The organism is Micromonospora sp. NPDC001898, assembly GCF_042891255.1.
In the GTDB taxonomy this organism is placed as follows: domain Bacteria; phylum Actinomycetota; class Actinomycetes; order Mycobacteriales; family Micromonosporaceae; genus Micromonospora.
On sequence record NZ_JBIATC010000001.1, the window covers coordinates 706,242 to 727,493 of the forward strand.

Genomic DNA, 21,252 nt, shown 5'->3' on the forward strand with positions numbered 1-21,252 from the left:
CGGAGAACTGGGTGCCGCTCGTGCCCACCCCGCTGGGGGGGGGGGCCCCCCCCCGGGGGGGGGGGGGGGGGGGGGGCCCCCCCCCCCCCCCCCCCCCCCCCGCGTCGTCGGCCGGTCGGCCCGCGGGTTCCGGCCTGTGGTTCGCGCCGCCGGTGCCGGCCGCTCGTTCGAGCGGCCGGTTCAGGCCACCGGGGCGAAGCCCGGCAGCCAGCGTTCCAGGATCGACCGGTACGGCGCCTTGGCCTCGAGTTGGCAGAGCACCCCGATCGAGCCGAGCGTCACCCGGTGGATCAGCAGGTACGACGGGGGCAGGTTGAGCTGCCGGCTGAGCTGGTACGCCGGTGAGCGGGGGCTGGCCAGCCGGGTCGCCTCGGCCCGCAGCCAGGCCCGGGTGAACCGGAACTCCTCCTCCGCGACCGGGGTCAGCATGGGCCGGATGAAGTCCAGTACGGCCTGGGCGTCGATCGGCTCGGTGGGGCTGACGAAGCCCTCCTCGCGCAACCCTTCGACCACCCCGGCGGCCTCGCCGCGCAGGGCCAGCCCGGCGAGCCGGCCGATCGGCTCGGGCGTGCCCTCCGGCATCCGGGCCACCGCCCCGAAGTCGATCACGCCGAGCCGGCCGTCCGGCAGCAGCCGGAAGTTGCCCGGGTGCGGGTCGGCGTGCAGCAGGCCGGCCCGGGCCGGCGCGGACAGGTGCAGGATGGCCATCAGCCGGCCGGCCTCGTCGCGCTGCTCCTCCGTGCCAGCTCGGATGATCTCGGCCAGCGGGGTACCCTCGATCCACTCGGTGACCAGAACCCGAGGGGTGGCCGCGAGCACCGCCGGGATGAAGATCTCCCTGTCGTCCGCGTACGCGGCGGCGAAGGCGCGCTGCGACTCGGCCTCCAGCTCGTAGTCCAGTTCCTCGGTGATCCGCTCGCGCAGCTCGACCAGCAGCGGCTTGACGTCCAGCCCCGGCTGGATCGCCCGGAACATCCCGCCGAGGCGGGAGAGCTGCTTGAGATCGGTGAGCAGCGCGTCGCCGGCCCCCGGGTACTGGATCTTGACGGCCGCGTCGCGGGACGCCCCGCCGTCCGGGTCCCGCCACACGGCCCGGTGCACCTGCCCGATGCTGGCCGCGGCGGCCGGGGTGTCGTCGAACCTGTCGAAGTGCTCCCGCCAGGCCGGACCGAGCTGCTCGGCGAGCACCTTGTGCACGGTGGCCGCGGGCAGCGGCGGTGCCGCCTCCTGGAGCTTGGTGAGGGCCTGCCGGTAGGGGGCGGCGACCTCCTCGGGCAGGGCCGCCTCGAACACCGACAGCGCCTGGCCGAACTTCATCGCCCCGCCCTTGAGCTGCCCGAGGACGCTGAACAACTGCTCGGCCGTGCGTTGCTGGATCTCGGCGGAGATCACGTCGGAGGCCAGCCCGGTGACGCGCTTACCCATGCCGAGGACGGTCCGGCCGGCGAAGCCGAGCGGCAGAGCGGCGAGCTTGGCGGTCCGGGACACGGCCCGGCGCGGGATGTCGGTCACCCGGCCATTGTTACCGACTCGGCGGCCTCGCGGCTGCTCCGTGGCCGGGCCGGGTCGCGCGACCCCCTGGATCTGCGGCCGCCGTGCCTGCCCGTCGACCCCCGAGGGAGCCGTCGCGGCCTGTCAGCGGCCCCGCCCGGCACAGTGGCAGGACGGGTGGGGCGGCCAGGTGCGCCGGCGCAGCCGGCCGGGGCTGGTCACCTCCACGGCGCAGCCCAGGGTCTCCGGCGTGCCGCCGTCGAGGTGGGCCAGCGCCTCGGCGACGGCGTACCCGACTGCGGAGAGCAGGGTGGCCGTGCCGCAGGACTGGTCCGAGGCATCGGCGGCGAGCTGGGCCGCGAGCGCCGGCCAGCCCGGGTCCCGCTCGGTGCGGTACAGGTCGACGCAGCGCAGGCAGGGCCCGACGGGCGGACGGACGAGCGGGCCGATCGTCGGCACCCCCTCGCGCAGGGTGAGCAGCAGGTGCGGCTGGCGACGCTGGGCGAACCCGGCCGAGAGCAGGGCCGCCGGCCGGTCGATGCCGAGCTGGAGCACGAGGTCGGGCCGGTTACGGGGCAGCGGGTGGGTGGCGGTGCCGGGGGCGGCCCGGTCCACCGCGGCGCGTACCGCCGGGGCGAGCGGGTGCCCCAGGTCGGTGGCGGCCAGCCCGGTGGCGACCAGGTCGGCCGGGCGCACCGACCCGGCGAGGTCCGCGTGGACGTGTCCCACCCCGGCCTGGGCGAGCGCGACGGCGACGGGAGCGCCGAGCCGGCCACCGCCGGTCACCAGCACCCGCGCGGCCCGGCGTCGCCGCAGCACCTGGGCCGGCGTGCCGGGCAGGCCGGGCGCGGCCAGGGCCAGCGCCCCGGCCTCCGCGGCGAGGCGGTGCCGCGCCGGGCCGGCGAGGTCGCGGGGGAGCAGCGTGTGCGCTGGTACGACCAGCCCGGCGTCGCGCAGCGCGTCGAGCAGCCCGCGCGCCTCGTCCTGGCGCACGTCGACGCCGGCGGCGTGCGCCAGGACGAGGCGTTCGCTGCGGGAGCCGTCGAGCAGGTCGAGCACCCGAACGGCGCGGGGGTTGGCCACCTCGACGAGGACGGCGCGGCTCGACCCCAGCCCGAGCTGGAGCGTGTGCCGGTCCCGCCACAGGCGGGTCAGGCCGGGAAGCAGAACGGGCCGGGGCAGCGCGGGACGGCTCATGACGACGAATCGTTACCGCGTCCCTGCTGTCCGTCGATCGTTGTCCACAGGTGCGCACCGCCCTGCCCGGGGTTATCCACAGAAAAGGCCGGGTTATCCACAGCCTGTCGGTGACCGTGTCGGCCAGCCGACACCCGGGCGAGCACCGAAACGTTACGGGGGAGGGCGGCCGCAGCCGCCCTCCCCCGTACCGGACCCGTACGGGTCAGACCTTCGCCTTGCCCAGGATGCGGTTCACTGTTGTGCCGCATACCGGACACTTGCCCTTGGCCATGTTCATCCCGGTCTTCGAGACCTCGACGTGCCCCTCGAAGTCCCGCTTCTCCTTGCACTTGACGCAGTAACCGTTGTAGGTCTGGGCCTTGTCGGCCACGGGTGCCCTCCTCGTCTCGTCCGCCGGTCGATCTGGCTCCGGCGGTTGCCCGGCGGCGGGCCACGCGGGGCGCCGACGCTGGGTCTTTCTCCACGGCCACCCTCGTGACCGCTGGTCCGCGGACCCTACCCAGGTGCGGGCGGTTCCATGTCAGCTGTGCTTCGACACTGTGAGCAAGTCGACGTCGAGAGTGTGCATGCCGAATTAGGTCGGATAAGTCAGTTTGGCGGGGACACGCCGGGTGAAAGCACCCAGATGCCCCACGAGGTGGCCCTGGGGAGGCGGTCCGGACGGTGATCACCTACGGTGGGGACCGAGCCCTCGGGTCGCCCCGACACGGTCCTCTCGACCGTGACGGAGCGTCTTCGTGACAGTCTGCAAGGTTTTTTTTCGGGACTTCTGACCACCAACCAGGACTTTCCAGGCGCGTGTCGTGGTGTTGACTCTTGCGGACCCCTGGTTAGTACCCATTAGCTTTCCTTCGTGACAGCAAAACGAGGCTGCGCGGCCCACTGATGGCAGGGGTGCGGAAGCCGGTCGTCGAAGTACGGCGCAGCCAGCGCCGGCGACGCACAGTGTCCGCCTACCGCGACGGCGAACGGGTCGTGGTGCTCATCCCCGACCAGTTCTCCCGGGCCGAGGAGACCGAGTGGGTCGACCGGATGCTGGCCCGGCTGGAGGCCCGGGAAGGGCGCCTCGCCCGCTCCGACGACGAGCTCTTCGGCCGCGCCACCCGGTTGTGCAGCCTCTACCTCGCCGAGTACGGCGACCGGGCGGTGCCGTCGAGCGTCCGCTGGGTGACCAACCAGAACGGCCGCTGGGGCTCCTGCACCCCGGCCGACCGGACCATCCGCCTCTCGCACCGGATCCAGGACATGCCCGACTGGGTGATCGACTACGTCCTGCTGCACGAGCTGGCCCACCTCATCGTGCCCAGCCACAACGCCCGGTTCTGGGCGCTGGTCGGGCGCTGTCCCAAGGCCGAGCGGGCCCGTGGGTACCTGGAGGGCGTCGCCGCCGCGTCCGGCGGCCCGCTGACCGACTGACCGAGTCGGTGAGCCACGGCCCGGCACCGGGCGCGCGGTGGTGTGGCCGACGGCCTAGGGTCGGGGCGTGGCCCGACGTGTGGTGGTGGCGTTGCTCGGACCGGTGGCGTGGGCGCCACCGGGGATCGACCCGGTGGCTTGGCGGGCCGCGCTCGCTGAGGACGTGGTGGACCTGCTCGCCACGCTCCAGGAGGTGGAGACGGCGGTCGCGGCCACCCCGCAGGACAGGTCCCTGGCCGAAGCCGTCGTCTGGCCGGGGATGGCCGTGTACGAGGTGCCCGAGGCCACCGTCACCGCCGTCCTGGCCGCGCTGACCGGTTACGACCAGGCGGCCGTCGTCGCCGCCGACGCCCCGGACCTGCCCGGCCTGACCGTCGGCAAGCTGATCCGCCCGCTGACCACCCGGTCGGTGGCGGTGGCCCCCGCCGAGGGGGCCGGCCCCGGCCTGCTCGGCGTCGCGTCCCGGCTGCCCGTGCCGGGATGGCTGCCGGAGGTCGACCTGGACACCGCGCTCTCCGCGGACGTGCGGCGGGCCGCCCCGCAACCAGGGGACGTGGCCGTCACCGCCGCCTGGCGGCGGCTGCGCGGCCCAGCCGACCTGGCCACCCTCGACCCCGCCGTCGAGGGCTGGGAGACGACCCGCGCACTGCTCTCCGGTCGCCGCTGACACCCGAGGGCCGCCGACGCGGTGCGCCGGCGGCCCTCGGGTGTGCTCGGGAAGACGGGGTCAGGACTCCTCGGCGTCGTCCCCGGTGCCCTCGGGGCGCGGACGGGGGGAGCCCGGGGCCTGCTCCTCCGGGCCGCCCGGCGCGCTGAAGTCGAAGTTGGCCAGCTCGTCGTCGAGGTCGAGCCGGGCCGTGGCGAACGCCGCCGGGTCGGCGAAGTCGTCGTCGGAGGGGAGCAGGTCCGGGTGGCCCCAGACGGCGTCCCGGCCGGAGATGCCCCGGTGCTCGGTCAGCGCCGCCCACAGGGCCGCCGCCTCGCGAAGCCGGCGCGGGCGCAGTTCCAGCCCGACCAGCGCCGCGAACGTCTGCTCGGCCGGCCCGCCGGCCGCCCGCCGCCGCCGGAACGCCTCGCCGAGGCGGACGACGTTGGGCAGCCGCTCGCCGGCGGCGTTGTCGACCACGTGGCAGACCCAGCCCTCCACCAGCGCGAGCGCGGTCTCCAGCCGAGCCAGCGACGCCTTCTGCGCCGGAGTGTCCTCCGGGGTGAAGATGCCCTCCAGGGCGATCGCCTGCATGGACTCCGGGTCGGTCGGGTCGACCCGCCCCATGGCCTCCTCGATCGCCTCCCGGTTGACCCGGATGCCCGACGCGTACGTCTCGACGGCGTTGAACACGTGCCCGCGCAGCCACGGCACGTGCTCGAAGAGCCGCTGGTGGGCCGCCTCGCGCAGGGCGACATAGAGGCGTACCTCGTCCTCGGGCAGCTCCAGGCCCTGTCCGTACGCCCGGATGTTGGCCGGGATCAGCGCCGCGGTGCCGGCCGGGCCGAGCGGGAGCCCGATGTCGCCGGCGGAGAGCACCTCCGCGGCGAGCGAGCCGAGGGCCTGCCCGAGCTGCCCGCCGAACAGCGCGCCGCCGAGGGTGGCCATCATCGACTGCATCGGGCCGAGCTGGGCCCGCGCCTCCGGCGGCACCAGGTCGCCCATCGCGCCGACCATCCGGCTGGCCACCGGGTCGCAGAGCTTGCGCCAGACGTCCAGAGTCTTGTAGATCCACTCGTTGCGGTTCCACGCCAGCGAGGTGCGGATGCCCGTCGGCCAGGCGGTGACCGGCTCGAGCCAGAGGTCGGCGAGGCGCAGCGCCTCCTCGACCGAGTGCCGCTCGTGCGGCGAGACCGCCGGGTCGCCCGCTGCGGCGAGCTGGCTGGCCGCCACCTGCCGGGCCAGGTCCCAGTTGACCGGCCCGCTGCCCGGCGCGGAGAGCAGGTGCTGCAGCTGCGACATGAACTGCTGCATCTGCGCGGGATCGTTTGGATCTGGTGGTTGCCCACCCGGGAGCGCGAAACCGAACGGAATATCAGGCACGACGTCTACGGTACGCGGGCTGCGCCCCAGGTAGCCGCCACCGGCGTTGCGCTGAGGGCGAAGTCGTCGTCACCGTCCGGGGCCTCGCCGGACCGGTCGGTACGCTCTGCGCCATGAGACGTCGCGGCGTGACCGTCCTCCTGGGTGCCCTGCTGACCACCCTGCTGAGCTTCGGTGTGCTCAACGCGCCCATCCCGTACGTGGTGCTCGGCCCCGGGCCGACGGTGAACACGCTGGGCACCGCGGACGGCAAGGAGGTCATCCAGGTGTCCGGGCGGGCGACGTCCACCTCCGCCGGTCAACTCCGGCTGACCACGGTCGGCGTGCAGCCCACCGTCCGGCTGCGCTCGGCGCTGTCCGGCTGGTTCTCCAAGGACGAGGCCGTGGTGCCGCGCGAGCTGGTCTACCCGCCGGGGGAGAGCCGGCAGGAGGTGGAGCAGCGCAACGAGAAGGACTTCCGCAACTCCCAGACCAGCGCCGAGACGGCGGCCCTGCGGGAGCTGGGGTACCCGGTCCGGGTGCAGGTGAAGACCGTGACGGCGGGCGGCCCGTCGGCCGGGGCGCTGCGGGTCGGCGACGTCGTCACGTCGGTCGACGGCACGCCGGTGACCAGCGCCGGCCGGCTCACCGAGCTGATCCGGGCCAAGCCGGCGGGCACCGCGCTGACCATCGGCTACACCCGCGACGGCACCGCCGCCACGGCGCAGGTCACCAGCCGGGAGCAGGACGGCCGGCCGCGTATCGGGGTCGAGATCGACCAGCAGCAGCCGCACCCGTTCACCCTCTCCATCGACCTGAACGACATCGGCGGCCCGAGCGCCGGCCTGATGTTCGCCCTGGGGATTGTGGACAAGCTGGAGCCGGCCGACCTGACCGGCGGGAAGATCATCGCCGGCACCGGCACGATCGACGACGAGGGGCGGGTCGGCCCGATCGGCGGAATCGCCCAGAAGCTGGTCGGCGCGAAGCGGGCCGGGGCCAAGGTGTTCCTGGTGCCGGAGGCCAACTGCGCCGAGGCGGTCCGCAACCCGCAGCCCGGCCTTCCGTTGCTCAAGGTGGGCACGATCGACGACGCGCTGACGGCCCTGGCGGCGCTGCGCGAGGGCGGCGAGCCGACCCGCTGCTGACCGAACCGCCCCTGCCCGGCGTGACCGTGGGCCGCCGCTCTCAGGAAGACCCCGTACGCTGGGTGCCTGGTCGGAGCCGATCACATCGAGCGTGCGGAGCCAAGAGTGGTCATGCGTAGCAGCCCCCTGCCGAGGATGAGCCGGCGCGGACGCGTCACGATCGGGGTGCTGATCGGGGTGTTCGTGCTCTTCACCCTGCTGGGCTGGGGGGTGCAGGCCTGGACCGACTGGCTGTGGTTCGACGAGGTCCGCTACACCCAGGTGTTCACCGGGGTGCTCACCACCCGGGTGCTGCTCTTCCTCGTCGTCGGCCTCGCCATGGCGGTGATCGTCGGCGGCAACCTGTGGCTGGCCCACCGGCTGCGGCCCCGGCTGCGCCCGCACTCGCTGGAGCAGGCCACCCTGGAGCGGTACCGGATGGTGCTCGGCCCGCGGCTCGGCCTGTGGATCAGCCTGGCCGCCGTGGTGGTCGGGCTCTTCGCCGGGCTCTCGGCCCAGAGCCGGTGGAACCAGTGGCTGCTGTTCCGCAACGGTGGTGACTTCGGCGTCAAGGACCCCGAGTTCGGCATCGACATCGGCTTCTACGTCTTCCAGTTGCCGTTCTGGCGCTACCTGCTCGGCATCGGCTTCACCGCCGTCGTGCTCGCCCTGCTCGGCGCGCTGGCCGTGCACTACATCTTCGGCGGCGTGCGGTTGCAGGGCGTCGGGGACCGGATGACCAACGCCGCGCGGGCCCACCTGAGCACGCTCGTGGCGGTCTTCGTCCTGCTCAAGGCCGTCGCGTACGTGCTGGACCGGCGCTCCATGCTGCTGGACTACAACGAGGGGGCGAAGCTCTACGGCGCCGGGTACGCCGACATCAACGCCCTGCTGCCGGCCAAGGAGATCCTCGCCTACATCTCGGTCGTGGTGGCCATCGCGATCATCGTGTTCTCCAACGCGGTGATGCGGAACCTGGTCTGGCCGGGCATCTCGCTGGCCCTGCTCGGCGTCTCCGCGGTCGCCATCGGCGGCATCTACCCCTGGGCGGTGCAGACCTTCGAGGTCAAGCCGAGCGCCAAGGACAAGGAGGCCCCGTACATCGAACGCGCCATCGGGGCCACCCGGTCGGCGTTCGGGCTGGCCGACACGAAGACCTCGCCGTACGCGGCGAGCAACCTCGTTCCACCGGGGAGCCTGGCCACCGACACCTCCGTGGTGCCGAACGTGCGGCTGCTCGACCCGCAGCTCGTCTCCGAGACGTACACCCAGCTCCAGCAGGTCCGGGGCTTCTACGACTTCGGCCCCAAGCTGGACATCGACCGGTACGCCGTGTCCGGCAAGACCTCCGACTTCGTGGTCGGCGTCCGGGAGGTCAACTACAACGAGCTGACCGACCAGCAGAACACCTGGATCAACCGGCACACCGTCTACACCCACGGCTACGGCCTGGTCGCCGCACCGGCCAACCAGGTGGTCTGCGGCGGTCAGCCGTACTTCGTCTCGGGCTTCCTCGGCGAGAAGACCCAGGAGGCATGCTCCTCGCAGGTCGAGCAGATCCCGGCCAGCCAGCCGCGCATCTACTACGGCGAGCGGATGGGCCCGGACGACTACGCGATCGTCGGGCAGGCGAACCCGGAGCGGAACGCGGAGTTCGACCGGCCGACCCAGACCGGCGGCGAGCAGTACTACACCTACACCGGTGAGGGTGGCGTCGAGATCGGCTCGTTCACCCGCCGGCTGCTGTACGCGATCAAGCAGCAGGAGTCGAACTTCCTGCTCTCGGAGGCGGTCAACGACAACTCGAAGCTGCTCTACGTGCGCAACCCCCGGGACCGGGTGGAGAAGGTCGCGCCGTTCCTCACCGTCGACGGCGACCCGTACCCGGCGGTGGTCGGTGGCCGGGTGCAGTGGATCGTCGACGGCTACACGACGGCCGCGACCTACCCGTACGCCGAGCGGGTGAACCTCCAGGCCGAGACGACCGACGAGCTGACCGGACGGGGCACGTTCCAGCTCGCCCGGGAGAACGTCAACTACATCCGCAACTCGGTCAAGGCCACGGTCGACGCGTACGACGGCACGGTCCGGCTGTACGAGTTCGACCAGACGGACCCGGTGCTGAAGGCGTGGAACAAGGCGTTCGGTGGGGACCTGGTGCTGCCCAACGACAAGATCCCGGCCGAGCTGCGGGAGCACCTCCGCTACCCGGCCGACCTGTTCAAGGTGCAGCGCAACCTGCTGACCAAGTTCCACGTCACCGCCCCGGGCGACTTCTACTCGGCGCAGGACTTCTGGCAGGTGCCGAACGTGCCGGACAACCCGGACGGCGGGCAGAAGCAGCCGCCGTTCTACCTGTGGACCCAGTTCCCCGGCCAGGACGCGCCGCGCTTCCAGCTCACCTCGGCGGTCACCCCGAACGGCCGGCAGAACCTCGCCGCGCTGATCTCCGGCTCGTACGTGGACGGTAAGCCGCAGCTGGAGGTGCTGGAGCTGCCGGACCAGACCCGGATCTCCGGCCCGGTGCAGGTGCACCAGCAGATGACCAACAACGCCAACATCCGGCAGCAGCTCAACCTGCTCTCCTCGAACCAGGCCCAGGTGCAGTACGGCAACCTGCTCTCGCTGCCGTTCGGCAACGGGATGCTCTACGTCGAGCCGGTGTACGTGAAGAGCAACCAGCAGGACGCGTACCCGCTGCTGCAGAAGGTGCTGCTGTCGTACGGCGACGGCGGTTCGTACGTGGTGCTGGCCAACAACATCACCGACGGCATCAAGCAGCTCGTCGAGCAGGGCAAGGAGGCCGCCCAGGGTGCCACCCCGCCGTCCGGCGGCACGCCGCCGCCCAGCGGCGGGACCAACGCGCCGCCGCTGACGGGCGAGCTGGCCGAGGCCGCGGGCAAGGTGCAGACGGCCATCGCCGAGGTCAAGGCCGCGCAGACGTCCGGTGACTTCGAGCGGTACGGCCGGGCGCTCAAGGCCCTGGACGACGCGATGACGGCGTTCCAGCGGGCGCAGCAGGCGGCCACGCCGGCCTCGCCGACGCCGGGCGCCACGCCGAGCGGCAGTCCCGCCCCGTCGAGCGGCAGTCCCGCCCCGTCGCCCTCGGCGGGCGGCTGACCTGCGCACCGCCGCCCGGGTGGGGCCGTTTTGCGGTCCGCCCGGGCGGTGCGCTAGGGTTAACCAGTCGACGCGGGGTGGAGCAGCTCGGTAGCTCGCTGGGCTCATAACCCAGAGGTCGCAGGTTCAAATCCTGTCCCCGCTACTTGTCGGAAAGGCCCCGGAGATTACTCCGGGGCCTTTCGCGTTGCCGAAAGCGCTCGGTCCTCGGCGTTCGACTCCGGGCTCCGCCGCCTGCGCTGCCCGGCACGGTGGCGTGCGATGCCCGGCGCCGTGCCGGATACGGAGGGCAGCTGCCGCCCGGAGACGCGACGCGAAGCCCCCCCGGGCCGGTCATCCGCCCGGCCCGGGGGGCCGGCTGATCTCCGCCGAGGGGATGCGCTAAGCTTTAGAAGCCGACGCGGGGTGGAGCAGCTCGGTAGCTCGCTGGGCTCATAACCCAGAGGTCGCAGGTTCAAATCCTGTCCCCGCTACGAGCCAGAAGGGCCCGGAGGAAACTCCGGGCCCTTCTGCTTTTCCCATTCCCCGCCGGCCGACTTCCGGCGTCGCTGTCCGGGTTGGCGTTCCTGGTCCCGCCCGGGTTCCGGTTCCTGTTCGCGACCGTCTCCCTCGTCCTGAGGCAATCCGTCCGAGGATGCCGGTGAATCCGGTCCGTCCGGGTGCCGCTGTTGCGCCGCTGGGCGAGGATGGGGGGCATGTCTTCATGGAACAAGTGGTGGGGCCGGCTGAGCACGGTCCTCGGTGCGGTCGTGTTGTCGCTCTTCGTCCCGGTCGCGGCCTGGGCGTCCACCGGTCCCGGCGAGCTGGTGGTCGAGGCCGCCAAGCGACGCCGGGGCGGCGGCGGCTTCCTGGGGCTGCTCTGCTGCCTCGTCGTCGTCGGCGGAATCGTCCTGCTGGTGCTGATGCTGATGCGCAACCGGCGCAACCGGCCGCCGCGCTGACCGGTTGGCGCTGACCCGGTTCGCGCTGACCCGGTGGGGTCGACCCGTCGCGCTCGGCGCGACGGGCCGGGTCACTCGGCCAGCGCGGCGTTGGCCTGGGCGATGAACCGGGACGTTGCCGTGCGGATGCCGGACTGGCCGGAGAGGACCCCTTCAGCCGTGGCGACGAGCAGGGCCCGCACCCGGGCGTGCCCCTTCGGGGGCGGGCTGGGCGCGGGACCGAGGGCGTCGGCGAGGGCCTCGGCGAGGGCGGCGGCCCGCTGCTGTCCGGCGTCGGTGACGCTCTCCTTGACGTACCGGCGGTTGGCGAGGTTCGGGTTGACCCCCCGCTCCTGGCCCAGGGCCACGCCCGCCTCCATGTTCGTGGTGAGGAAGTTGATCACTTCCGTCACCAGGTCGGGTCGCCGGGTGCCCCGGAACGCCGCCCAGTACATCGATGCCCGCGCCCACTGCGCGCCCGGCGGGCCGGGGAACGCGGCCAGTGCCAGCTCGTCGTCGGTGTAGCGCTGAAGCTCGGGGAGCTGGTGGGCCCACGCGAACGAGGCGGCCGTGTGCCCGGTCACCACCAACTGGCGGTTCGGCTCGCCGCTGTCGGCCTGGTCCACCAGGGCCGCGCTCGGGGTGGCCCGACGGGTCCGGGCGGTCTGCCACAGCTCGAACCAGTCGACCAGGTCGGCGGCGGTGAAGCCGAGCTGCCGGCCCTGGTACAGCTCGCCACCCCGGGACCGCAGCCAGAGCCAGAGCGCCCGGTGGTCCCCGGACGGGTCCATCGTGCCGGCCACCCGGCCGTCGGCGGCCCGGGTGACCCGCGCGGCCCAGTCGACGTACTCCTGCCAGGACATCCCGGTGCGGGGCTCCGGGACCTTCAGCCGGCGCAGCAGGGCACGGTTGTAGACCACGGCGGCGGTGGTCTGGGCCGCCGCCACGCCCACGGTGCGGCCGTCGACCTCGCCGTAGCGGACCAGGCCCGGGGAGAGCCCGCGCAGGTCGAGCCGGTTGTCGGCGACGTACCCGCCGAGGTCGAGCAGGATGCCCCGCCGGGCGTACTCGGTGAGGACGGTGTCGTCGACCTGGATCAGGTCGGGCACGTTCCCGCCGGCAGCCTGGGTGGCCAGCCGGTCGTAGTAGCCGTCGAGGCCCTGCCAGGTGACCCGGAAGCTGACCCGGGGGTTGCGCGCGGAGTAGAGCCGCAGCGCCTTCTCGGTCAGCTCGGCCCGCTTCGTGCTGCCGTACCAGAAGACGGAGAGCTCGATCAGCCCGTCGTCGATGGGCGTCTCCTCCGCGTCGTCGCACCCGGTCAGGCCGGTCGCCGCGAGCGGCGCCCCGAACAGCGCCCCCAGCAGTCGCCGGCGGCCCGGGTCGGCGCCGGCGTGGGGGAGCGGGGGACGGGCGGTGGGCACGGGGACTCTCCTGGTCGTCCGGCGGGCGGTCGGACCATTTACACAGCCGGCGCGGGCGGGTGTCAACGGCCGACCGGCCGGGATCGGGCCGAGGCGACCCGGAGGGGCCGTGGTGTACTAGGCCGCGTGGAACTTCTGCACTCGGGCAAGGTCCGGGACGTCTACGCCGACGGCGACGACCTGATCCTCGTCGCCTCGGACCGGATCTCGATCTACGACGTGGTGCTGCCGACCCCCGTACCGGACAAGGGCCGGTTGCTGACCGCGTTGTCGCTGTGGTGGTTCGAGCAGCTCGCCGACCTGGTGCCGAACCACGTCGTCTCCGCCACCGACGTGCCGGCGGAGTTCGCCGGCCGGGCGATCCGCTGCCGGCGGTTGGAGATGGTCCCGGTCGAGTGCGTCGCCCGGGGGTACCTCACCGGCGGCGGCCTGACCGAGTACGAGCGCACCGGCGCGGTCTCCGGCGTCGAGCTGCCCCGCGGGCTGGTCGAGGCGTCGATCCTGCCCGAGCCGATCTTCACCCCGTCGACGAAGGCGCCCAAGGGTGAGCACGACGAGCCGATCACCTACCAGCAGGTGACGGACAAGGTCGGCGCGGAGACCGCCGGGCGGCTGCGGCAGATCACCATCGACGTCTACTGCCGTGGCGCCGAGCTCGCCGCCGAGCGGGGCATCCTGGTCGCCGACACCAAGATCGAGCTGGGCTGGGCGGCGGACGGCACGCTGGTCCTCGGCGACGAGGTACTCACCTCCGACTCGTCCCGGTTCTGGCCGGCCGAGTCGTACCAGCCGGGCCGGGCGCAGTTCTCCTACGACAAGCAGTACGTCCGGGACTGGGCGACCGGCGGCGGCTGGGACAAGCAGCCGCCGGCCCCCGAGGTGCCCGCCGAGGTGATCGAGGCGACCCGGGCCCGCTACGTCGAGGTCTACGAGAAGCTCACCGGCAACACCTGGTCCTGACCGCGACCCGTGACCGCGTTCCGCCGCTCCTGCTCGATCAGTCTTCCCAGTCGAGGGTGCGCTGGACCGCCTTGCGCCACTGGCGCAGCTCCCGCTCGCGGTGCTCCGCGTCCATGGCGGAGGTCCACTGGGCGTCGGAGCGCCACTGGGCGCGCAGGGTGGCCAGGTCCGGCCAGAAGCCGACGGCGAGCCCGGCCGCGTACGCGGCGCCGAGGCAGGTGGTCTCGGTGATCCGGGAGCGGACCACCGGCACGTCCAGCACGTCGGCGAGGAACTGCATCAGCAGGCCGTTCGCGGTCATGCCGCCGTCCACCCGCAGCCGGCGCAGCGCCACGTCCGAGTCGGCGTTCATCGCGTCGACCACCTCGCGGGTCTGCCAGCCGGACGCCTCCAGCACCGCCCGGGCCAGGTGCCCCTTGGTGATGTAGCCGGTCAGCCCGGCGATCACCCCGCGCGCGTCGCTGCGCCAGTGCGGGGCGAACAGCCCGGAGAACGCCGGCACCACGTAGCAGCCGCCGTTGTCGTCGACCGTGCGGGCCAGGTCCTCCACCTCGGCGGCGGTGGCGATCAGCCCGAGGTTGTCCCGCAGCCACTGCACCAGCGAGCCGGTGACCGCGATCGCCCCCTCCAGGGCGTACGCGGCCGGCTGGCCGTCGATCCGGTACGCCACCGTGGTCAGCAGGCCGTGCGTCGAGGTGACCGGGCTGGCCCCGGTGTTCAGCAGCAGGAAGCTGCCGGTGCCGTAGGTGCACTTCGCCTCGCCCGGCTGGAAGCAGGTCTGCCCGAACAGGGCGGCCTGCTGGTCGCCGAGGGCGCTGGCCACCGGCACCCCGGCGAGCAGCCCGTCGGCGGTGCCGTACACCTCGGCCGAGGAGCGGATCTCCGGCAGCATCGCCGCCGGCACGCCCAGCGCGTCGAGCAGCTCCGCGTCCCAGTCGAGGGTCTCCAGGTCCATCAGCATGGTCCGGCTCGCATTGGTCACGTCGGTGACGTGCCGGCCGGTCAGCTTCCAGATCAGCCAGCTGTCCATGGTGCCGAACAGCACCTCGCCCCGCTCGGCGCGCTCGCGCAGCCCGTCGACGTGGTCGAGCAGCCAGCGCAGCTTCGGGCCGGCGAAGTAGGTGGCCAGGGTGAGCCCGGTGCGGGCGCGCAGCCGCTCCTCGCCGTACGCGTCGGCCAGCGCGCGCAGCTGCGGCCCGGTGCGGGTGTCCTGCCAGACCACGGCGTGCGCGACCGGGCGGCCGGTGGCCCGGTCCCAGACCACGGTGGTCTCCCGCTGGTTGGTGATGCCGATCGCCGCCAGCCCCTCCGGGCCGGTGCCGGCGGCGTCCAGCGCCTCCCGCACCACGAGTTGGACGTTGTCCCAGATCTCCTCGGCGTCGTGCTCGACCCAACCGGGCCGGGGGAAGATCTGCCGGTGCTCGCGCTGGGCCACGGCGACGATCTCCCCGGCCCGGTCGAACACGATGCACCGCGAGGAGGTGGTGCCCTGGTCGATGGCGGCGACGTACTCTCCGGTCACGGCAGCACCGTACCCGGCTGGCCGCGCGTTCGTCGGCCACCACCGGCCGTACGATCAATCAACGTGCGCGACATCGCCGTTTTCAGTGGAACCGCCCATCCCGACCTCGCCGCCGAGATCTGTGCCCATCTCGGGGTGCCGCTGCACCCCGTCCGGGTGTCCCGGTTCGCCAACGACTGCCTGGAGGTGCAGTTGCAGGCGAACTGCCGGGAGCGGGACGTATTCCTGATCCAGCCTCTGGTGCCGCCCACCCAGGAACACCTGGTCGAGCTGCTGCTCATGATCGACGCGGCCCGGGGCGCGTCGGCCGGCCGGATCACGGTGGTGCTGCCGCACTATGCGTACGCCCGGTCGGACAAGAAGGACGCGCCGCGCATCTCGATCGGCGGCCGGCTGGTCGCGGACCTGCTCACCTCGGCCGGCGCGGACCGGGTGCTGGCGATGACCCTGCACTCGCCGCAGGTGCACGGGTTCTTCAGCGTCCCGGTGGACCACCTGCACGCGCTGCGCGAGCTGGCGGGCCACTTCCAGCGGTACGACCTGAGCAACACCGTGGTGGTCTCGCCCGACCTGGGCAATGCCAAGGAGGCCGCCGCCTTCGCCCGGATACTCGGCACCCCGGTCGCGGCCGGCGCGAAGCAGCGGTTCAGCGACGACCTGGTCAAGATCAGCACCGTGATCGGTGAGGTGGCGGACCGGGACGTGATCGTGCTCGACGACGAGATCGCCAAGGGCAGCACGGTGATCGAGCTGATGGCCCACCTGCGCGAGCTGAAGGTCCGCTCGATCCGGCTGGCCTGCACCCACGGCCTCTTCTCCAGCGGCGCGCTGGACCGGCTCAGCGGGCAGGACGGGGTGCTGGAGATCGTCTGCACGAACACGGTGCCGATCCCGGCGGAGAAGCGGGTGCCCAAGCTGGTGGTGCTCTCGGTCGCGCCGGCGCTGGCCGAGGCGATGCGTCGGATTCACAACGGGGAGTCGGTCAGCGCCCTCTTCGGCTGAGCCGGCGCGGCGTCCGGGCCGTCCCGAGGGGGCCCCGGCGTCCGCCCGGCCAGGCGGCGTGCCGGCGTGGGGTCAGCCCCCGGCGCGACGGAGGGCGTCGAGGGTGGCGCTGATCCGGACCGTGGTGCCGGCCGTGCCGGTCTCGACCTCCATGGCGTCGCTCAGCTCGCGGGCCAGCCAGAGGCCCCAGCCACCGGCGGTGTCGGGCGCGGGGCGGTCGCGGTCGTCGAGCCGTCGGACGCTGATTCCCCGCCCGTGGTCGGCGACCTCGCAGACCAGCCGCCCCGGATGGCGCCACATCCGCAGCCAGCCCTGCCCGCCGCCGTGGCGTACCGCGTTGGTGATCAGCTCGTTGACCGCCAGCACGAAGTCGTCGAGGCGCTGCCCGTCCAGGCCGGCCGCGTGCGCGCAGGAGGTGACCGAGTGACGCAGCTCGGTCACCTGTGCCTGCTCGAAGGCCTCGGCGATCAGGGGGGAAGTGTCGATGGGCACAACCGTACGCGGTGCGGGCAGTTCTACGTTCGTCATGGCCCCGTCCGGGGGTGGGTCGCGGAGCTGATTTGCGGCTTTTCCACCGTACGCCAGGATTGGTGGTCGCGCATCCGCCACCCTGCGGGCCCCGTACCGGGCTGTGGCATCGTGACGGGCGTGCCGTCGCCGCCCGGTGGATTCGAGGTCCCGCTCTGGCGGGCCGTAGCGGTGTTCCGGTTCGCGGCCCTGGCGTACGTCGGCCTGCTGGCCCTGCGCGACGCCGACCGGTACGCCCACCCGGTGCCGGCCGGGGTGGTCCTGCTCGCGATGCTCGGCTGGACGGTGACCACCGCGTACGGCTACGCCCGCCCGGCCCGGCGGCGCTGGCCGTTGCTGCTTGCCGACCTCGCGGTCGTGCTCGGTGTCCTGCTGGTCAGCCCGTGGGTGCAGGGGCGGTCGGCACTCGCCACCGGCGCGCCCAGCCTCGCGGTGGTCTGGCTGGCCGGTCCGGTGCTCGCCTGGGCGGTCTCCGGCGGCCGGCGCCGGGGCACGGTGGCCGCGCTGCTGGTCGGCGGGGTCGACCTGGCGACCCGGGACCGGATCGGCCAGTCCACCTTCACCGGGACGATCCTGCTGCTGCTGGCCGGCGCGGTGGTCGGCCACGTCGCCCGGCTCGCGGTGACGGCCGAGCAGCGGCTGCACCGGGCGGTGGAGCTGGAGGCGGCCACCCGGGAACGGGAGCGACTGGCCCGGGACATCCACGACTCGGTGCTCCAGGTGCTCGCGCTGGTGCAGCGGCGCGGCGCCCACCTCGACGGGGAGGCCGGCGAACTGGCCCGGCTGGCCGGGGAGCAGGAGGCCGCCCTGCGTGCCCTGATCGGGCGGGCGGGCATCGTCGCCCCGGCCGGGGACGGGGACACCCGCGACCTGCGGGCCATGCTCGACCGGTACGCCTCGGCGACGGTCGCGGTCTCCGCGCCGGCCACCCCGGTGCCGCTGCCCGGGTGGGTGGCCGCCGAGCTGGCAGCCGCCGTCGGCGCGGCGCTGGACAACGTGACCCGGCACGCCGGCGGGCGGGCCTGGGTGCTGATCGAGGACGAGGGGGAGAAGGTGACCGTCTCGGTACGCGACGAGGGGCCGGGGATCCCGGCGGGCCGGCTGGCCGAGGCCGCGGCGCAGGGGCGGCTGGGAGTGGCGCAGTCGATCCGGGGACGGGTCGCCGACCTGGGCGGCGAGGTGCGGATCGTCTCCACCGCCGGTGCGGGGACCGAGATCGAGCTGAGCGTGCCGAGGAGTGGGCGATGAGCACCGGAGCCCGGGTGATGGTGGTCGACGACCACCCGATGTGGCGTGAGGGGGTGGCCCGCGACCTCACCGAGGCAGGGCACCTGGTGGTCGCGACCAGCGGGGAGGGGCGGCAGGCCGTCCGCGTGGCCGCCGCGGCCCGGCCCGACGTCGTCGTGCTCGACCTGCAACTGCCGGACATCTCCGGCGTCGAGGTGATCCGCGGCCTGCGCGCCGTGCTGCCCGAGGTGCGCGTGCTGATGCTGTCGGCCAGCGGCGAGCCGCAGAGCGTGCTGGACGCGGTGAAGGCCGGCGCCACCGGCTACCTGGTCAAGTCGGCCGCCCCGGCCGAGTTCCTGGACGCGGTGCGCCGGACGGCGGCCGGCGAACCGGTCTTCACGCCAGGCCTGGCGGGGCTGGTGCTGGGGGAGTACCGGCGGCTGGCGGTCGGCCCGGCGACCCCGGACGCCGCCGCGCCCCGGCTGACCGACCGGGAGACCGAAGTGCTGCGGCTGGTCGCCAAGGGGATGTCGTACAAGCAGATCGCCGAGCGGCTCCGGCTCTCCCACCGGACGGTGCAGAACCACGTGCAGAGCACGCTCGGCAAGCTCCAACTCCACAACCGTGTCGAGCTGACCCGCTACGTGATCGAGCGGGGGCTGGACGACTGACGGCCCGAGGCTGTGGCACCGCGGTTCCGCCGACGCGTTCCGGTGGTCCGCTCTAGTGCGAGTCGGGCGGGCGGGTCTCGTGGACCGCCAGCTCCTCGGCCGTCGCCCCACCGCCGGCCGACCCGGCGTCGTACGCGACGTTGTCGGGCTCCAGGTCGCTGTGCGCCCCCTCGTCCGGTTCGACCAGCCGGCCGACCTCGGCGTCGGCGGCGCCGAGCTGGCCGTGATCGTACAGGGAGACGGGGGAGTGCGGGTCCGAGGTGGGGCCCGGGTTGAGCACGTCGGCGTCGAGCTGCGCCTGGGCGGCTTGTTCCTCGCTGTCCGCCTCGGCCGCGATGCCCGGGTCGACCGGGGCCGCCAGCGGGTCGTCGGCGGGGCGCTCGTAGCTCTCCCGCTGGAGCTTGTAGTCCAGCGATTCGCCGTCGAGCTGCTCCTCGGCGGTGGTGCCGAACCGGTCCACCGCCACCGGCGTGCGGTCCCCAGGCAGCTGGGCCGGCTCCGGGCCGTCCGCCTCCCGGCCGGTCAGGACGTCGTCGTTGGCCGTCGAGTCGTCGTCGGCGGTGTCGGGCAGGCCCTCGGCCTCGGGATCGGAAACGGGCGTCGGGTACTCGTTGTCGCGCATGGCTGATCACTACCCGCTGCCCACCGCCCGTAACCGACGCCCCCGCCCGATCTCCCCCCGCCCGGCCCGCGCCCCGCCCGGGTCGGATTGCACCCCGCCAAAGCTGCTAAACGGAATAGATGGGGGGGCACAGGACGGCCCAGACGAACTTGCCGTCGGGCAGGAGGGTGCTGCCCCAGCGCTGGGCCACGGTGTCGATCAGCAGCATGCCCCGGCCGCCCGCCGTGTCCACCGGGGCGAATCCGCGGTACGCCGGCTGCTGCCGAGAGTGGTCGCGCACGCCGATGTGCAGCGTGCCGCCGTGGGCCGCCAGCCGGACGGTCATCCCGGTGCGGGCGTGTGCGACCACGTTGTTGACCATCTCGGTCGCCGCGATGCAGCCCGCCTCGGCCAGAGCGCCGATCCCCCACCGGGCGCAGCCGTTGGTCACCAGCATCCGGACCTGCCGCGCGGCGCCGACCACCGGGGCCAGTTCCTCGGTGGTCGCCGCGGTCGTCGGCGCCCGGGCCAGCGCCGCCAGCGCCTCGTCGAGGGTCGAGCACACCGCCAGCCCGTCGCCGGCCGTCGTCTCGGCGGGGTCGAGGACCAGCACGTCCGCCGCCGGCCAGTCGGCGATCTCGCGGCGCACCTCGGCGAAGACCCGCCGGGCGGCGGGATCGGCCACCCGCAGCCGGGACAGGTCGACCACCACCGGGCCGGGCCGCTCGCAGAGCCGCATGAGCAGCGCGTCGCGTACGGTGCCGGTGGCGGCCGAATCGAGCACGCCGGACAGCCGGAGCAAGCCGGACGACTCGTCCGTCTCCACCAGGCAGCGCACGTCGGTCGGCATGACCGCCCCATTCTGCACGTCGGCGGTGTCGCGCGCATCCGGTCGGTCGGTGCAGTTCATCAGCGATCCGTCCGGGCTCGGCGGTTCATCGCCGCCATCGTGCCGACCGCGGTGCCGGCGGCGGCGAGCCCGAACGCGGCGGTCATCCGGACGAGTTGCCGCCGCCGGCCGTGCCACCCGCCGTCCCGTTCGGCCGCCGCGTCGGCGGTGAAGACGTTGCCGGTGCCGTCCAGCCGGCCGGCGGGCCCGAACTGGGTGCGGTGGGCGTACCAGCCGAGGACCCGCTCGGCCAGCGCCGGGGCGAGCCGCCACTGCGCGCCGATCAGCCGGGCGGCACCCCCGGCGTACGCCTCCCGGCGGGGCCGGCGCAGCACCCGCACGATGGTCTCGGCCACCACCTCGGGCGGGTACACCGGTGGGGGCGGTACCAGCTCCCGGCCGGTGTGGTTGGCGGCGTGCCGGAAGAACGGGGTGTCGATGCTGGCCGGCAGCACCGTGCAGACCGAGATGTTGCCCCGCCCGGTGACCCGGAGCTCCTGCCGGACCGTGTCGGCCAGCCCCCGGATCCCGTGCTTGGTGGCGTTGTACGCCGACTGGTAGGGCATCGCCACCTCGGCCAGCACGGAGGCGTTGTTGACCAGCACCCCGCCGCCGGCCGCGTCGAGGTACGGCAGGGCGGCCTTCATCCCGTACACGGCCCCGAGCAGGTTCACCTCCAGCACCCGGCGGAACTCCCGGACGGGGATCTCGTCGAAGAGGCCCACCGCGCTGACCGCCGCGTTGTTGACCCAGGCGTCGATGTGGCCGAACTCCTCCGCCGCGCGGGCCGCGAGGCGTTCGACGGCCACCGGGTCCGTGACGTCCGTGGGTACGGCCAGCGCCCGGCCGCCCAACGCGCGGCAGCGGGACGCCACCCGCTCCAGTGCCTCCTCGCTGCGGGCCGCCAGCACCACGGCCGCGCCGCGACGGGCCAGCGCGTACGCGGTCGCCGTGCCGATGCCGCTGGAGGCGCCGGTGAGCACGACGCTCGCGTCATCGAAACTGCGGGTGAGAGGCATTCCTCGCCCGTACCCTCGACGGGCCCGCTCATGCCGCCGAACCTGGTCGACATGCCGCCGAGCCTGGTCGAACAGCGGCCCCCGCCCGGTCACGACCCCGGCCCGGCCGGTCGTACGTTTCCGACTTGCC

19 protein-coding genes and 2 tRNA genes are annotated in these 21,252 nt (G+C 73.5%); 11 read left to right on the top strand and 10 right to left on the bottom strand.

Going from position 1 to position 21,252, the window contains the following annotated elements; translation table 11 throughout:
- Positions 1-180 precede the first annotated feature (180 nt).
- The 3 genes from ACFYZF_RS03425 to ACFYZF_RS03435 all read right to left on the bottom strand — a co-directional run bounded on the left by ACFYZF_RS03425 (position 181) and on the right by ACFYZF_RS03435 (position 3,061).
- Entirely contained in the window at positions 181-1,512 is a 1,332-nt protein-coding gene (locus tag ACFYZF_RS03425; RefSeq protein ID WP_387015436.1) for an ABC1 kinase family protein, read from the bottom strand.
- Positions 1,513-1,635: 123 nt separating this feature from the next.
- Complete coding sequence (locus ACFYZF_RS03430) at positions 1,636-2,688, bottom strand: hypothetical protein (RefSeq protein WP_387015439.1); 1,053 nt, start codon at positions 2,686-2,688, stop codon at positions 1,636-1,638.
- Between the two features lie 205 nt (positions 2,689-2,893).
- A complete protein-coding gene (locus ACFYZF_RS03435) occupies positions 2,894-3,061 on the bottom strand; it encodes a DUF5679 domain-containing protein (protein WP_198347997.1) in 168 nt (55 codons plus the stop codon).
- A 515-nt stretch (positions 3,062-3,576) separates the two neighbouring features.
- On the opposite strand from ACFYZF_RS03435, the gene ACFYZF_RS03440 reads away from it, so the two are divergent.
- A complete protein-coding gene (locus ACFYZF_RS03440; RefSeq protein WP_387015442.1) occupies positions 3,577-4,107 on the top strand; it encodes a M48 family metallopeptidase in 531 nt (176 codons plus the stop codon).
- Between the two features lie 67 nt (positions 4,108-4,174).
- A complete protein-coding gene (locus ACFYZF_RS03445; RefSeq protein WP_387015445.1) occupies positions 4,175-4,774 on the top strand; it encodes a hypothetical protein in 600 nt (199 codons plus the stop codon).
- A 60-nt stretch (positions 4,775-4,834) separates the two neighbouring features.
- Here ACFYZF_RS03445 and ACFYZF_RS03450 read toward each other — a convergent pair whose 3' ends face one another.
- Positions 4,835-6,067 carry a zinc-dependent metalloprotease gene (locus tag ACFYZF_RS03450; RefSeq protein WP_387015448.1) on the bottom strand — a complete coding sequence of 411 codons (1,233 nt, stop codon included), beginning with the start codon at positions 6,065-6,067 and terminating at the stop codon, positions 4,835-4,837.
- Between the two features lie 182 nt (positions 6,068-6,249).
- Between ACFYZF_RS03450 and ACFYZF_RS03455 the strand changes: the two genes are divergently transcribed.
- The 5 genes from ACFYZF_RS03455 to ACFYZF_RS03475 all read left to right on the top strand — a co-directional run bounded on the left by ACFYZF_RS03455 (position 6,250) and on the right by ACFYZF_RS03475 (position 11,303).
- On the top strand, positions 6,250-7,263 hold the full coding sequence (locus ACFYZF_RS03455) for a PDZ domain-containing protein (protein WP_387015451.1): 1,014 nt from the start codon (positions 6,250-6,252) through the stop codon (positions 7,261-7,263).
- Positions 7,264-7,368: 105 nt separating this feature from the next.
- Positions 7,369-10,362 carry a UPF0182 family protein gene (locus ACFYZF_RS03460; RefSeq protein ID WP_387015454.1) on the top strand — a complete coding sequence of 998 codons (2,994 nt, stop codon included), beginning with the start codon at positions 7,369-7,371 and terminating at the stop codon, positions 10,360-10,362.
- A 71-nt stretch (positions 10,363-10,433) separates the two neighbouring features.
- Positions 10,434-10,507 (top strand) — tRNA-Met (locus tag ACFYZF_RS03465).
- Positions 10,508-10,761: 254 nt separating this feature from the next.
- Positions 10,762-10,835 (top strand) — tRNA-Met (locus ACFYZF_RS03470).
- A gap of 222 nt (positions 10,836-11,057) precedes the next feature.
- A complete protein-coding gene (locus ACFYZF_RS03475; protein ID WP_387015456.1) occupies positions 11,058-11,303 on the top strand; it encodes a hypothetical protein in 246 nt (81 codons plus the stop codon).
- Positions 11,304-11,374: 71 nt separating this feature from the next.
- Here ACFYZF_RS03475 and ACFYZF_RS03480 read toward each other — a convergent pair whose 3' ends face one another.
- Positions 11,375-12,703, bottom strand: a complete 1,329-nt coding sequence (locus ACFYZF_RS03480; RefSeq protein ID WP_387015459.1) for an ABC transporter substrate-binding protein — start codon at positions 12,701-12,703, stop codon at positions 11,375-11,377.
- Positions 12,704-12,829: 126 nt separating this feature from the next.
- Between ACFYZF_RS03480 and ACFYZF_RS03485 the strand changes: the two genes are divergently transcribed.
- Positions 12,830-13,663, top strand: a complete 834-nt coding sequence (locus tag ACFYZF_RS03485; protein ID WP_387015461.1) for a phosphoribosylaminoimidazolesuccinocarboxamide synthase — start codon at positions 12,830-12,832, stop codon at positions 13,661-13,663.
- Between the two features lie 37 nt (positions 13,664-13,700).
- Here the strand turns inward: ACFYZF_RS03485 and glpK are convergent, their stop codons facing one another.
- Positions 13,701-15,185: a glycerol kinase GlpK gene (glpK, locus tag ACFYZF_RS03490; RefSeq protein WP_387015464.1), complete on the bottom strand. Its 1,485-nt coding sequence runs from the start codon at positions 15,183-15,185 to the stop codon at positions 13,701-13,703.
- A 63-nt stretch (positions 15,186-15,248) separates the two neighbouring features.
- Here glpK and ACFYZF_RS03495 point away from each other — a divergent pair, with 63 nt between their 5' ends.
- Positions 15,249-16,187, top strand: coding sequence for a ribose-phosphate diphosphokinase (locus tag ACFYZF_RS03495; protein WP_387015466.1), 939 nt, complete (start codon positions 15,249-15,251; stop codon positions 16,185-16,187).
- Between the two features lie 72 nt (positions 16,188-16,259).
- Here the strand turns inward: ACFYZF_RS03495 and ACFYZF_RS03500 are convergent, their stop codons facing one another.
- Positions 16,260-16,715, bottom strand: coding sequence for an ATP-binding protein (locus ACFYZF_RS03500; RefSeq protein WP_387015469.1), 456 nt, complete (start codon positions 16,713-16,715; stop codon positions 16,260-16,262).
- 120 nt (positions 16,716-16,835) lie between these two features.
- Here ACFYZF_RS03500 and macS point away from each other — a divergent pair, with 120 nt between their 5' ends.
- A complete protein-coding gene (macS, locus tag ACFYZF_RS03505) occupies positions 16,836-17,963 on the top strand; it encodes a MacS family sensor histidine kinase (RefSeq protein ID WP_387015471.1) in 1,128 nt (375 codons plus the stop codon).
- Entirely contained in the window at positions 17,960-18,613 is a 654-nt protein-coding gene (locus tag ACFYZF_RS03510) for a response regulator (protein WP_387015472.1), read from the top strand. The genes macS and ACFYZF_RS03510 overlap by 4 nt, the downstream gene beginning before the upstream one ends.
- A 52-nt stretch (positions 18,614-18,665) precedes the next feature.
- On the opposite strand, the gene ACFYZF_RS03515 is transcribed toward ACFYZF_RS03510, so the two are convergent.
- The 3 genes from ACFYZF_RS03515 to ACFYZF_RS03525 all read right to left on the bottom strand — a co-directional run bounded on the left by ACFYZF_RS03515 (position 18,666) and on the right by ACFYZF_RS03525 (position 21,122).
- Entirely contained in the window at positions 18,666-19,235 is a 570-nt protein-coding gene (locus tag ACFYZF_RS03515; protein WP_387015475.1) for a DUF5709 domain-containing protein, read from the bottom strand.
- A gap of 106 nt (positions 19,236-19,341) precedes the next feature.
- Positions 19,342-20,124 (bottom strand): ATP-binding protein, encoded by a 783-nt coding sequence (locus ACFYZF_RS03520; RefSeq protein ID WP_387015477.1) that lies wholly within the window; start codon positions 20,122-20,124, stop codon positions 19,342-19,344.
- Positions 20,124-21,122, bottom strand: a complete 999-nt coding sequence (locus ACFYZF_RS03525) for an SDR family oxidoreductase (protein WP_387015480.1) — start codon at positions 21,120-21,122, stop codon at positions 20,124-20,126. Before ACFYZF_RS03525 ends, ACFYZF_RS03520 begins: the two co-directional genes overlap by 1 nt.
- Positions 21,123-21,252 lie beyond the last annotated feature (130 nt).